Below are 13402 nucleotides of genomic sequence, written 5' to 3'. Positions count from 1 at the left end.
CGGCGGTCACCTGTCCCGCGCGTCGCGGATCATGTCGCGGACCCGGTCGACCATCGCGACCAACGGCCCGGCCAGCATGTTCCTGGTCGCCGTCTCGGTGCCCGGATGCGGGTGGGTGGGGGCGGTGGCCTCGGCGGCGCGGACGGCGGCGGCGAAGCCCCTCAGCTGGGCGGGGCTGAACTCGTCCTTGAGCCGGTCGAACTCGTAGCGCTCCTCGGCGCGGGCATGGGTCAGCACGTCCATGCGCAGCTTGTCGAGGGACTTCATGAAGCGCGGGTCGTCGACGTCCATGCCGTCCAGCTCCGACAGCAGCTCCTTGGCCTGGCGCTCCTCGGCGAGCCGCTCGTCCACGATGCCGTCGCCGCCGGGCAGCCGCCGGGCGACCGGGTGGATGATCTCCTCTTCGGCCGTCTCGTGGATGGCGAGCAGCTTGACCAGCTCCTGGAAGGACTTCCTCCGCTCGTCGCCGTCGGAGCCCATCACCTCGTCGAACAGGTCCCTGATCCGCCCGTGCTGGGCCCTCAGCAGGTCGATGACGTCTCCGGTCGTCTCGGCGTTGCGGGGTGTGGTCTGCATCGGTGTGTTCCTTGGTCCCTCGGTGGCGTGCCGTCCCGACGACGGCCGGACGGGTGGGGTACCCCGGGCCGCCCCCGGTAAGCGGGCCGTGGACGGGGCATGAGCAAAAACCCCGTCGGCAATCCGGAATCACGGCGCGAAGCCCGTGCGGAACCGGGCTCCCCGGGTAGGGGCGCAGTCCACAGCAGTCCGACAGCCGAAGGAAAGGGTGAGCCTGGTGGCCTTCAACCCGCTCGAGCACCGCGGCATCCCATTGGAGGACCAGCTGCGCAACTGGGCGCAGCTGGACGTCGCGCCGGTCGACCCCGACCACTCCGATCCCTACACCCGGTGCCGCATCATCGCGATGAACGGGATCGAGGTGGAGGCCATCATGTTCAGCCACCACTTCGCCCGGATCAGCCCCGACCCCGAGGTCAAGCAGCAGCTCGCGAGCGTCCGCTACATAGAGGCGCAGCAGCAGAAGGTCGTCAACTGGCTGCTGCCCGGCCAGGCGTCGGTCCTGGAGACCACGCTGGCCTACGAGCAGGTCGCGGTCGACCTGACCGGGTGGGTGGCCCGCATGGAGCCCGACCCCTACCTCAAGCAGTCCTACAACTTCGGGCTGCTGGAGGACTTCGACCACCTGTACCGGTACGCCAACCTGTACGAGATCATCGAGCACCGCAAGGCCGAGAAGATCGTCGACCAGCTCACCGAGGTCATGCCGGGACGGCCCGGATACCTGCAGCACCGCGACCCGATCGACAACGTCCGCCAGCCCTACGACCGCAACGCCGCCGCGCCCATCTCCAAGCTGCACGCGCTGACCATCATGTCGGCCGAGCAGCAGACGATGAACTTCTACATGAACATGGGCCCGCTCTACATGGAGCCGATCGCCCGGCAGCTCTACCAGGAGATCGGCCTGGTGGAGGAGGAGCACGTCACGCACTACGAGTCGCTGGTCGACCCGGGCGAGACCTGGTGGGAGCGGCTGGTCAACCACGAGTACAACGAGTGCTACATGTACTACTCGTTCATGCAGACCGAGACAGACCCGCGCGTCAAGGGCATCTGGGAGCTGCACCTGAACATGGAACTGGAGCATCTGCGCATCGCCTGCGACCTGATGCGCCGCCACGACGGCCGCGACCCGGAGAGCGTGCTGGCCCCCGAGCTGCCCGAGCCGGTCACCTTCGAGCCCAACAAGGAGCTGGTCCGCGAGCTGCTCGCCACCCAGATCGACTGGACGACGCTCGGCACCGGGTACGTCCAGGAGGCCCACCAGCGGTTCGAGGCGTACCAGGACAGGATCAACGCCGAGCGGGGCGCGCAGGAGCGCGTCATCGACGAGCACCGCGACAAGTTCGGCGACGAGTACCGGCTGGAGACCGACGGCCCGCACCCCGTCGAGCGGCTCCGCGACAAGCCCGCCCGGCAGCCGTGATGAACGAAGGGCGCGCCGAACCGCTCGACGACTCCCGCTGGAGCGCGGATCCGCCGACAATGGTCTGACGGGCCCCTGCGTGGGTAGACCTCGCATACGGTGCATGAGCACGGGGAGACCGGGCACAAGAGGCTACGACTGTGCTCCGGCCCCGCGCTCGCCGGCCGGGAGGGCCCGTCGGCCCGAGCATGTTCGTGATCGGAGAGGTACATGAACACCGTCCCCGCGCCCGCCACCCCGGAACCGCACCTGCTCGCCGGACGCTGGCAACTGCCGAGCGGCCGGGCGGCCGTGGGCAACGTCCGGGGCATCATCCGCGGCGCCCTGCAGTCGTGGGGTCTCGGCCCGGCCGCGGCCGGCCTCGCCGACCGCGTGGCGCCGCTGATCCAGGACCTCGCGACGCGGACCGCCACCCGCTGCCGCGGCCCGCTCGTGCTGCGGCTGGAGCTCCACCAGCCCGCGCGGCTGCTGCTCGGCGAGATCCACGACTCGGCCGCCGACCGCCGCCCGGGCTCGCACCTCGCGGCGATCGCCGTCACCTACGGCCGGCGCCGCGCGGTCGGCGGCGCGGCCGCCTGGTACACGCACGCGTTCGTGTGGCCGACCCTCCCCGCCCCGGCGGGGGCCTGACCCGCACCGGCGGCGATCATGTTTGCCCGCCTCCGTCCGGGAAGGTAGGTGGGGGTCCGCCTCGACGCCGCCGGGAAGGTCATGGTCACATCGCGAGCCGTCCGCTGGATCCTGCCCGTGGCGCTGCTGCTGGCCTGGCTGGTCATCGGCGGGACGCTCGGCCCGTACGCGGGCAAGCTGGGTGAGGTCGCCACCAACGAGCAGTCGTCGTTCCTGCCGCAGAGCGCCGAATCGACGCAGGTCCTCGAACAGGAGGCCGCGTTCGAGAAGGACCAGACGATCCCCGCCATCGTGGTGTGGACGGCCAGGCAGGGCGGCGTCTCGGCCGAGCAGCGGGCGGCGGCGCAGCGCACGCTCGCCTCGCTGCGGGGCATCCCCTACGTCACCGGTGCGCCGTCCCCGGTCGTGCCGTCGAAGGACGGGGCGGCGCTGACCGGTGTCGTGCAGGTCCGGTCCGATGTGGGCGAGCACAGCAAGGACACGGTGGACGACATCCGCGCGGCCGCCGCGAAGGTCCCCGGGACCCGCGCGTACGTGGCCGGACCCGCGGCCACCCAGGCCGACCTGTCCGACGCGTTCTCCGGCGTCGACACGATGCTCATCGGCGTGGCGGTCCTCGTCGTCCTGCTGATCCTGCTGCTGGTGTACCGGAGCCTCCTGCTCCCTTTTGTGATCATCCTCGGGTCGGTGTTCGCCCTCGGCCTCGCCAGCGCGATCGCCTACTACCTGGCGAAGCAGGACACGGTGACGGTGGACGGCCAGGTGCAGGGCATCCTGTCGATCCTGGTCATCGGCGCCTGCACCGACTACGCGCTGCTGCTGTCCGCCCGGTTCCGCGAGGAGCTCGCCGGCGGTGCCCCGCAGGCGGCGGCGCTGCTGCACGCGTGGCGCCGGTCGGCGGGCGCCATCGCCGCTAGCGCCGGCACCGTGGCCATGGGCCTGATCGCCCTGCTGCTCAGCGACCTGTCCAACAACCGGGCGCTCGGGCCGGTCGGCGCCATCGGCATCGCCTGCGCGCTGCTGAGCGCGCTCACCTTCCTGCCCGCCGTCCTGCTCCTGCTGGGACGCTCGGTGTACTGGCCCGCCCGGCCGCACCCCGACCGCGACGGGGCGTCCAGGCACCGCGTCTGGGAGCGGGTCGCGCGCCTGCTGGACCACCGTCCGCGCCGCGTCTGGGCGGGTTCCCTGATCGTGCTGGTCGCCTGCGCCGCGTTCATGCCCACCCTCCGCACGCACGGGGTGCCGCTGAGCGAGACGTTCGTGGGCGAGGCCCCCTCGGTGACGGCGCAGGACGTCCTCAACGCGCACTATCCCGGCGGGTCGGGCAACCCGGCGGTGGTGCTCACCAACGCGCCCGCGCTGCCGCAGGTCGTCGACGCCGCAGGCCAGGTCGAAGGCGTCTCGGAGGTCAGGCCCCGGACGCGGGGCGGGGCGCCCCTCGTGGTCGACGGCCGCGCCCTGGTGGACGTCACGCTGCAGTCCGCCGCCGACACCGAAGCCGCCCGGGACACCGTCGACCGCCTGCGGGACAGGCTGCACGCCGTTCCCGGGGCCGGCGCGCTCGTCGGCGGCTACACCGCCCAGCAGGCCGACACCCTGGCCGCCGCCGAGCACGACCGGACCGTCATCATCCCGGTCGTCCTCGGCATCATCGTGGTGATCCTGATCGTCCTGCTCCGCTCCCTGGTGATGCCGCTGCTGCTCGTCGCGACCGTCGCGCTCAACTACCTGGCGACCCTCGGCGTCGCCGCGCTCGTCTTCCAGCACCTGCTCGGCTTCACCGCCACCGACCCGTCGGTTCCGCTGTACGGGTTCGTGTTCCTGGTCGCCCTGGGCGTCGACTACAACATCTTCCTGATGACCAGGGCGCGCGAGGAGTCCCTGCGGTACGGCCCGCGCGACGGCGTCCTGCGGGGGCTCACCACGACCGGCGGCGTCATCACCTCGGCGGGCGTGGTGCTCGCCGCGACGTTCGCGGCCCTCTCCGTCATCCCGCTGGCGTTCCTGGTCCAGATCGCGTTCATCGTGGCGTTCGGCGTCCTGATGGACACCCTGCTCGTCCGCTCGCTGCTGGTCCCCGCCATCGTGCGGGACGCGGGACCCCCCACCTGGTGGCCCGGTGTCCTGTCCCGCCGCTGAGACTCAGTCGACACCCGCGCTGCCGCTCCGCCGCTCCAGCATCACGACATCGCGCCAGCGCCCGTGGTGGCGCCCGAGCCGCTCACGCGTCCCGACCGTGCGGAACCCGGCCGCGTGGTGGAGCCGCAGGCTCGCGGTGTTCTCCGGGAAGACGCCCGTCTGGATCGTCCAGATCCCGCCGGCCTCGGTGGAGGCGATGAACGCCTCGAGCAGCGCTTTGCCGACACCACGCCCCCGAGCCTCCGCGGCCACATAGACGCTGTGCTCGACGACCCCGGCGTAACAGCACCGCTCCGAAACCGCCGCCGCGGCGATCCAGCCGAGCACTCCGCCGTCACCGCCGACGGCAACGAACCGGTGCTCGGGGAGCCTGCCCGCGTCAAAGACCTCCCACGCGGGCGCGACGGTCTCGAAACTGGCATCTCCAGTGTCCAGACCGGCCTGATAGATCGCCAGCACTTGCTCTGCGTCCTGCGGAAGCATCGCACGGACGCCCGTTCCCGAATCACCCATCGCGCGTCGAAGCTAGCGACAAAAGCGCACCAACGCCATGATCCAGGCCGCACCGAGGCCACTGTGACTATGCACACCAGAGTCGAGCCCGAGCTGACGGAGGGCCCGCGAGGTGCGGGCCGCCGGGCGGCCCCGGACTTGACGGTGACCGAGCAGCCCGCGCGGGTGCTGGGGATGGTGCTGGGGCGGGCATTTTTACATCGAGGTTTCGTATGAATGGCGGCTCGGTGGTTGGGGGTGTTCCGGCCCGGGTAGTTGTGATCGCGCACGCGCTCCGGGATCCGTGAGGCGAGGTGGTGGCATGTCATCGGTGACGCAGGACGGGGAGCGGCCCCGGAGATTGCTGGCACCGCTGCTGCCGAAAGGGGAGCCCGTCGAGAGCCTCCTGCGGCAGGCGCAGTTCTTCGTCCCCGGCAAGCCGTCGGACGACTACCGCATGCTGAACCGGCGGGGCGGGCGCGGGGCCGAGGAGTTCTACCGGGAGCGCTGGCGGCACGACAAGGAGGTGCGGTCCACCCATGGGGTGAACTGCACCGGGTCGTGCTCGTGGAAGGTGTACGTCAAGGACGGCATCATCACCTGGGAGACCCAGCAGACCGACTACCCGTCGGTCGGCCCCGACTCGCCGGAGTACGAGCCGCGCGGCTGCCCGCGCGGGGCGTCGTTCTCCTGGTACACCTACTCGCCGTCGCGGGTGCGGTACCCGTATGTGCGGAGTCCGCTGCTGACGCTGTGGCGGGAGGCGCGGCAGCGGCACGCCGACCCGGTGGCCGCCTGGGCGGAGATCACCGGCGACCCCGAGAAGACCGCCGCGTACAAGACCGCGCGCGGCAAGGGCGGGTTCGTCCGGTCGTCGTGGCCGGAGGTCACCGAGATGATCGCGGCCGCGCACGTGCACACGGTCAAGGAGTACGGGCCCGACCGGGTGGTCGGGTTCACCCCCATTCCGGCCATGTCGATGGTGTCGTATGCGGCCGGGACGCGCTTCCTGTCGATGATCGGCGGGACGATCCTGTCGTTCTACGACTGGTACGCCGACCTGCCGATCGCGTCGCCGCAGGTGTTCGGGGACCAGACCGACGTGCCGGAGTCCGGCGACTGGTGGAACTCGTCGTACCTGGTCATCTGGGGCACCAACCTGCCCATCACGCGGACCCCGGACGCGCACTTCATGACGGAGGCCCGCTACCGGGGGCAGAAGGTCGTGGTCGTCTCGCCCGACTACTCCGACCACACCAAGTTCGCCGACGACTGGCTCGCGGCGGCGCCCGGCACGGACGGCGCGCTGGCGATGGCGATGGGCCACGTGGTGCTGACCGAGTTCTTCCGCGACCGGCAGGTGCCGTACTTCACCGAGTACGTCAAGACCTACACCGACCTGCCGTTCCTCGTGACGCTGGAGGAGCACGGCGAAGCCGTCCGCCCGGGCCGGTTCCTCACCGCCGCCGAGCTCGGGGACGCCGGCGAGGGCGCCGCGCACAAGCCCGTGCTGCTCGACGCCCGCACCGGCGAGCCGGTCGCGCCCAACGGGTCGCTGGGGTTCCGCTACACCGAGTCGGGGATGGGGAAGTGGAACCTGGAGCTGGGCGAGGTCGACCCGCTGCTGACCCTGTACGGGCGGCACGAGGACGCGGTGCCGGTCGACCTGCCGCGCTTCGACATCGGCGAGACCGAGGGCGGGGCGGTCGTCCGCCGGGGCGTGCCGGCGACGCGGGTCGGCGGACGGCTCGTGACGACGGTGTTCGACCTGCTGATGGCGCAGTACGCGGTGCCGCGCGACGGGCTGCCCGGCGACTGGCCGGACGGGTACGGCGACGCCGCGCAGCCGAACACGCCCGCCTGGCAGGAGGAGATCACCTCCGTCCCGGCGGCGGCCGCGATCCGGGTGGCGCGGGAGTTCGCCCGCAACGCCGAACTGTCGCGCGGCCGGTCGATGATCTGCATGGGCGGCGGGACGAACCACTGGTACCACTCCGACCAGATCTACCGGGCGTTCTTCACGCTGACGATGCTGTGCGGCTGCCAGGGCGTGAACGGCGGCGGCTGGGCGCACTACGTGGGGCAGGAGAAGGTGCGCCCGCTGACCGGCTGGCAGCAGGCGGCGTTCGCGCTGGACTGGCAGCGCCCCACCCGGCACATGACCGGCACCTCGTTCTTCTACCTGCACACCGACCAGTGGCGGTACGAGACGTTCGGACCCGGCGAGATGGCCGGCCCGCTCGGCCGCGGCCTGTTCCGGGGGCGGACGTTCGCCGACTGCGTGGCGCAGGCGTCCCGGCTCGGCTGGACGCCGTCGCATCCGGGGTTCGACCGGAACCCGCTCGACCTCGCCGACGAGGCCGAGCGGGCGGGGCGGCCCGTCGCCGACCACGTCGTGGACGAGCTGAAGTCCGGCCGGCTCGGGTTCGCCTGCGAGGACCCGGACGCGCCGCGGAACTGGCCGCGGGTGATGACGATCTGGCGGGCCAACGTCCTCGGCTCCTCGGGCAAGGGCATGGAGTACTTCATGCGGCACCTGCTCGGCACCGACGACGCCGTCCGGGCCGAGGAGTCGCCGCCCGGCCTGCGCCCCGCCGAGGTGGCCTGGCGGGACGAGGCGCCGCGCGGCAAGCTCGACCTGCTCACCACCATCGACTTCCGGATGACGAGTTCGTGCACGTACGCCGACATCGTCCTGCCGGCGGCCACCTGGTACGAGAAGCACGACCTGTCCAGCACGGACATGCATCCGTTCGTGCACTCGTTCAACCCGGCGATCGCGCCGCCGTGGGAGTCGCGCACCGACTTCGACGCGTTCCGGCTCATCGCCGAGGAGTTCTCCAGGCTCGCCGCCGTCCACCTCGGCACCCGCACCGACGTGCTCCCGGTGCCGCTGATGCACGACACCCCGGACGAGACGGCGCAGCCGGGCGGCCGGGTCCTGGACTGGAGGGCGGGCGAGTGCGAACCGGTCCCCGGCGTGACCATGCCTAAGCTCGTGACGATCGAGCGCGACTACACGGCGGTCGCGGCGAAGATGGCCGCGCTCGGCCCGCTGGTCGACACGCTCGGGACGTCCAACAAGGGCGTCACGTGGAAGCCGGCGGGCGCGGTCGAGTACCTGCGCGAGGCCAACGGCGTCGTGCGCGGCGGGGTCGGGGACGGCCGTCCGTCCCTGGCCAGGGACGTGCATCTCGCCGAGGCGATCCTGGCGCTGTCGGGCACCACGAACGGACGTGTCGCGCTGCAGGGCTGGGAGGCGCTCGAAGAGCGGACCGGGATGGACCTCGCCGACCTCGCCGAGGAGCGCTCCGGCGAGCACATCTCGTTCACCGACACCCAGGTGCAGCCGCGCGCGGTCATCACCAGCCCGGAGTGGTCGGGCAGCGAGTCGGGCGGACGGAGATACTCGCCGTTCACCGTCAACGTCGAGCGGAAGAAGCCCTGGCACACGCTCACCGGGCGGATGCACTTCTTCCTCGACCACGACTGGATGCACGAGTACGGCGAGGCGCTGCCGACCTACCGGCCGCCGCTGAGCTACGTCCGGCACTTCTCCGGTGAGCTGGGCGTCCGGGAGGAGGGCCGGCCGGAGGTCACCGTCCGGTACCTCACCCCGCACTCGAAGTGGTCGATCCACTCGGAGTACCAGGACAACCTGCACATGCTGCGGCTGTTCCGCGGCGGCCCGGTCATCTGGATGAGCCCGGCCGACGCCGCGAAGATCGACGTCCGGGACAACGACTGGATCGAGGCGTACAACCGCAACGGCGTGGTGGCCTGCCGGGCGGTCGTCACGCACCGGATGCCGCGCGGCACGGTCTTCATGTACCACGCGATGGACCGGCACCTGATGACGCCGAAGTCGGAGCTGTCCGGCTGGCACGGCGGCTCCGACAACTCGCTGACCCGCCTGGTGATCAAGCCGACCCATCTGATCGGCGGCTACGGCCAGTTCAGCTACGCGTTCAACTACTACGGCCCGACCGGCAACCAGCGGGACGAGGTCGCCGTGATCCGCAAGCGCTCCCAGGAGGTGCAGTTCTGATGCGGCCGATGGCGCAGATGGCGATGGTGATGAACCTCGACAAGTGCATCGGCTGCCATACCTGCTCGGTCACCTGCAAGCAGACCTGGACCAACCGCCCGGGCACCGAGTACGTGTACTTCAACAATGTCGAGACCAAGCCCGGCCTCGGCTACCCGCGCCGGTACGAGGACCAGGAGCAGTGGAAGGGCGGCTGGACGCTCGACCGCAAGGGCCGGCTCCAGCTCAAGGCCGGCGGGCGGCTCAGCAAGCTGCTCGCCATCTTCTACAACCCGAACCTGCCGTCCATCGACGACTACGGCGACCCGTGGACCTACGACTACCAGACGGTCATCCACGCCCCGCTCGGCACGCCGAACCCGAGCGCGCACTCCATCTCGGCGCTCACCGGCCGCGACATGAACCTGAAGTGGGGCAGCAACTGGGACGACGACCTCGCGGGCGCGCCCGAGCACGCGGTCGACGACCCCGACCTCGCCGGGATCGAGGACCGGGTCAAGATGGAGTTCGAGCAGGTGTTCATGTTCTACCTGCCGCGCATCTGCGAGCACTGCCTCAACCCGTCGTGCGTCGCGTCCTGCCCGTCCGGCGCGATGTACAAGCGGGCGGAGGACGGCATCGTGCTCGTCGACCAGGACCGCTGCCGCGGCTGGCGGTTCTGCGTGTCCGGCTGCCCGTACAAGAAGGTGTACTTCAACCACCGCACCGGCAAGGCGGAGAAGTGCACGCTCTGCTTCCCGCGCATCGAGGCCGGGCAGCCGACCATCTGCTCCGAGACGTGCGTCGGCCGGCTCCGCTACCTGGGCCTCTTCCTCTACGACGCCGACAAGGTCACCGAGGCCGCCGCCACGCCCGACGAGCAGGACCTCTACGAGGCGCAGCTGTCGGTGTTCCTCGACCCCTTCGATCCGGAGGTGCAGCGGGAGGCGGCCGAGGCGGGCATCCCCGCCGACTGGATCGAGGCGGCCAAGCGCTCCCCGGTCTACTCGCTCGCCGTCCGGCACCGGGTGGCGCTGCCGCTGCACCCGGAGTACCGGACGCTGCCGATGGTCTGGTACATCCCGCCGCTGTCCCCGGTCGCGGACGTCGCGCACTCCGCCGGCTACGACGCCGACGACCCCGACCGGGTGTTCGCCACCATCGACGAGCTGCGCATCCCCATCGAGTACCTCGCCAACCTGTTCACCGCGGGGAAGGCCGAGACAGTCCGGGACGTGCTGCGCAAGCTCGCCGCCGTCCGCGCCGTCCAGCGCGCGGCGCAGCTCGGCCGCGACCTCGGCGAGGACCTGCCCGCGTCGGTCGGCTCCACCCCGGAGGAGCTCGACGACCTGTACCGGCTGCTCGCCATCGCCAAGTACGAGGAGCGCTACGTCGTCCCGAAGGCGCACGCCGAGGACGCCGGGCGGCTCATGGCCCAGCACGAGCAGCTGTTCTGCAGCCTCGACACCGAGGGCGGCCCCGGCATGGGCGGGAACGGCCCGCCGAGCGTTGAGAGCTTCCATCCGGGCGAGGTCCGCGGCGGCGCCGGCACGTTCCGCGGCGACGACGGCAGGACGCACTTCAACCTGCTCGGCTGGGACGGCCGCGGCGACGCGCCCCACCTCTTCCCCGAAGGGGGCGCGACGTGAGCGGCCCCTACAAGCTGGCGTCGGTGCTGCTGCAGTACCCGACGGAGGCGCTGTTCGAGGGGCTCGACCAGCTCGGCGCCGCCGCGTCCGGCACCGGGCCGAAGGCGTCCCGGGAGGCGTTCGCGCGGTTCCTCGGCTGGCTGGGCGCCACCCCGTCCGGCGAGGTCGCGCAGCACTACGTCGAGACGTTCGACCTGCGGCGCCGCTGCGCGCTCTACCTCACCTACTACCGGTACGGCGACACCCGCAAGCGCGGCATGGCGATGCTGGCGTTCAAGACCGCGTACCGCGTCGCGGGGTTCCAGCCGTCCGACGAGGAACTGCCGGATTACCTGCCCCTCGTCCTCGACTTCGCGGCGCTCACCCCGGCCGGCGAGAAGCTGCTGCGGCGGCACCGCGCCGACCTGGAACTGCTGCGCAAGGCCCTGCATGAGGCGGGCACCCCCTACGCCGGCGTCGTCGACGCGGTTTGCGCGGGACTGCCGCGGCTCACCCGCCGCGACCTCGCCGTGGTGCGGCACGCGTGGGAGAAGGGCCCGCCGGACGAGGAGGTGGGGCTCGAACCGTTCGCCCCGCCGGGGTACCTGGACGGAACCGGGGCGGGAGGACGCCGATGACCAACTGGGACCTGTGGTGGTGGATCATCCTGCCCTACGCGTCGCTGATCGTCTTCGTGGTCGGGCACATCTGGCGCTGGCGCTACGACCAGTTCGGCTGGACGAGCCGCTCCACCCAGCTGCAGGAGCGCCGGCTCCTCAAATGGGGCGCGCCGCTGTTCCACTACGCCACGTTCGCCGCCATCGCCGGGCACGTCATCGGCATCCTCATCCCGAAGTCGTTCACCGAGTGGCTCGGCATCCCCGAGCGCGCCTACACGCTGTTCTCCGGCATCGCCGGATCGGTCGCGGCGATCGGCGTGCTCATCGGCGCCGCCATCCTGATCTTCCGCCGGATGGGCGTGCCGCGGGTGCGCGCCACCACCAGCGGGGTCGACTACCTCGCGCTGATCCTGCTCGGCATCATCAGCGTCCTCGGCATCTACCTGACGCTCGGCGTCCAGCAGTTCGGGCACGGCTACGACTACCGCACCACCGTGTCCCCGTGGTTCCGCAGCCTGTTCGCCGGCACCCCCGACTACCGGGCGATCGCCGCCGCGCCGGTGATGTACCAGGTGCACGCCACCGCCGCCTGGATGATCTTCGCGGTGTGGCCGTTCAGCCGGCTCGTCCACGCGTGGAGCTACCCGCTGTGGTACCTGTGGCGGCCCTACGTCGTCTACCGCGACCGCCGCGCCGCGCCGCCCCGCGAACCGGGGACCGGCGGCCGGAAGTGGCGCAAGATCGGCGTACCGTACTGATGTGACCACCCAGCCACATCGCTTGGACGCCGTAAAACAGGCCGTAGCGACGCTCAATCCCGGATACTTCGCTCTCGTCATGGGGACCTGCATCGTCTCCATCGGCGTGCACACCAACGGGCTGACCCTGCTGTCCGACCTCATGCTGTGGACGGCGATCGTCTGCTACGCCGTCCTCGTCGCGGCGACGGTGTGGCGGGCGATCGCCTTCCCCGCCGAGCTGCGCGCCGACTTCACCGACCCGCGCCGCGGGTTCGGGTTCTTCACCTTCGTCGCCGGCACCGACGTCCTCGGCACCCGGATCGCGGTGACCGGGCAGCACGGCGTCGCGCTCGGGCTGCTGATCGTCGGCTGCCTCGCCTGGCTCGTCCTCGGCTACGTCGTGCCCTGGACCGCGGTGCTCGGCCGCGAGGACCGCCCCGTCGTGGCGGGGGCCAACGGCACCTGGTTCATCTGGGTCGTGGCCAGCCAGTCGGTCGCGGTGCTCGCCGCCATCCTGGAGCCGGTGGTGGACCCCGGCCGCCGCGAGCTCGCGCTGCTCGCCGTCTGCTCCTGGTCGGTCGGCGCGATCCTGTACGCCGCCGCCGGCGTCTTCGTCGCCGCGCGGCTGCTCATCTACCCGCTGCGCCCGGTGGACCTGACCCCGCCGTACTGGGTCGCCATGGGCGCCACCGCGATCACCGTGGTGGCCGGCGCCCGCATCGTGGAGATGGCCGACGCGCCGATGGTGAACGCCACCCGCGGCCTCATCGCCGGGACGTCCGTCGTGTTCTGGGCGTTCGGCAGCTGGCTGATCCTCCCGCTGGTCGCGGCCGGCTGGTGGCGGCACGTCACCCACCGCGTCCCGCTCCGCTACGAGGCGACCCTGTGGAGCGTCGTCTTCCCGCTCGGCATGTACGGCGTCGCCGGCCAGTACCTCGGCGTCGCCGACCGCCTCCCGATCGTCGAGGGCATCGGCAGGTACGAGACCTGGGTCGCCCTGGCCGTCTGGGCGGTCACCTTCGCCGCGATGCTCGTCCACCTGGTGCGGACGCTGGGGCTGCCCCGGCATCAACCGGCCGGCTGATGCCGGGACCAGCGGCTCGGGTGGCGTCCGCGCACGC

At 71.4% G+C, this 13402-nt stretch carries 10 protein-coding genes; 8 read left to right on the top strand and 2 right to left on the bottom strand.

The genetic code is table 11. From position 1 onward, the window contains the following. Positions 1-6: 6 nt before the first annotated feature. Positions 7-576 (bottom strand): hemerythrin domain-containing protein, encoded by a 570-nt coding sequence (locus tag ABTW95_RS06635; RefSeq protein ID WP_396449024.1) that lies wholly within the window; start codon positions 574-576, stop codon positions 7-9. A 208-nt stretch (positions 577-784) separates the two neighbouring features. On the opposite strand from ABTW95_RS06635, the gene ABTW95_RS06630 reads away from it, so the two are divergent. The 3 genes from ABTW95_RS06630 to ABTW95_RS06620 all read left to right on the top strand — a co-directional run bounded on the left by ABTW95_RS06630 (position 785) and on the right by ABTW95_RS06620 (position 4774). Continuing rightward, positions 785-2005, top strand: coding sequence for a hypothetical protein (locus tag ABTW95_RS06630; protein WP_500225262.1), 1221 nt, complete (start codon positions 785-787; stop codon positions 2003-2005). A gap of 210 nt (positions 2006-2215) precedes the next feature. Next, entirely contained in the window at positions 2216-2635 is a 420-nt protein-coding gene (locus ABTW95_RS06625; RefSeq protein WP_396449022.1) for a hypothetical protein, read from the top strand. Between the two features lie 48 nt (positions 2636-2683). Further along, on the top strand, positions 2684-4774 hold the full coding sequence (locus tag ABTW95_RS06620) for an MMPL family transporter (RefSeq protein ID WP_500225260.1): 2091 nt from the start codon (positions 2684-2686) through the stop codon (positions 4772-4774). A gap of 3 nt (positions 4775-4777) precedes the next feature. Here ABTW95_RS06620 and ABTW95_RS06615 read toward each other — a convergent pair whose 3' ends face one another. Then, a complete protein-coding gene (locus ABTW95_RS06615) occupies positions 4778-5257 on the bottom strand; it encodes a GNAT family N-acetyltransferase (RefSeq protein WP_500225257.1) in 480 nt (159 codons plus the stop codon). A 331-nt stretch (positions 5258-5588) separates the two neighbouring features. Here ABTW95_RS06615 and ABTW95_RS06610 point away from each other — a divergent pair, with 331 nt between their 5' ends. Genes ABTW95_RS06610 through ABTW95_RS06590 form a run of 5 tightly spaced genes read left to right on the top strand, consistent with a single transcriptional unit; the run spans position 5589 to position 13365 of the window. Continuing rightward, positions 5589-9314: a nitrate reductase subunit alpha gene (locus ABTW95_RS06610; protein WP_500225256.1), complete on the top strand. Its 3726-nt coding sequence runs from the start codon at positions 5589-5591 to the stop codon at positions 9312-9314. Next, entirely contained in the window at positions 9314-10942 is a 1629-nt protein-coding gene (narH, locus tag ABTW95_RS06605) for a nitrate reductase subunit beta (protein ID WP_396449018.1), read from the top strand. Before ABTW95_RS06610 ends, narH begins: the two co-directional genes overlap by 1 nt. After that, positions 10939-11559: a nitrate reductase molybdenum cofactor assembly chaperone gene (narJ, locus tag ABTW95_RS06600; protein ID WP_396449017.1), complete on the top strand. Its 621-nt coding sequence runs from the start codon at positions 10939-10941 to the stop codon at positions 11557-11559. The genes narH and narJ overlap by 4 nt, the downstream gene beginning before the upstream one ends. Beyond that, positions 11556-12299 carry a respiratory nitrate reductase subunit gamma gene (narI, locus tag ABTW95_RS06595; RefSeq protein WP_500225250.1) on the top strand — a complete coding sequence of 248 codons (744 nt, stop codon included), beginning with the start codon at positions 11556-11558 and terminating at the stop codon, positions 12297-12299. Before narJ ends, narI begins: the two co-directional genes overlap by 4 nt. Before the next feature lies 1 nt (position 12300). Beyond that, positions 12301-13365, top strand: coding sequence for a tellurite resistance/C4-dicarboxylate transporter family protein (locus ABTW95_RS06590; protein WP_396449015.1), 1065 nt, complete (start codon positions 12301-12303; stop codon positions 13363-13365). The last annotated feature ends 37 nt before the right edge of the window (positions 13366-13402 follow it).

Origin of the sequence: Spirillospora sp. NPDC127506, assembly GCF_040302145.1 — a bacterium.
Taxonomy (GTDB): Bacteria; Actinomycetota; Actinomycetes; order Streptosporangiales; family Streptosporangiaceae; genus Spirillospora.
The sequence above is the reverse complement of the archived record's forward strand: the minus strand, read 5'-3'. Positions and strand labels throughout refer to the sequence as shown.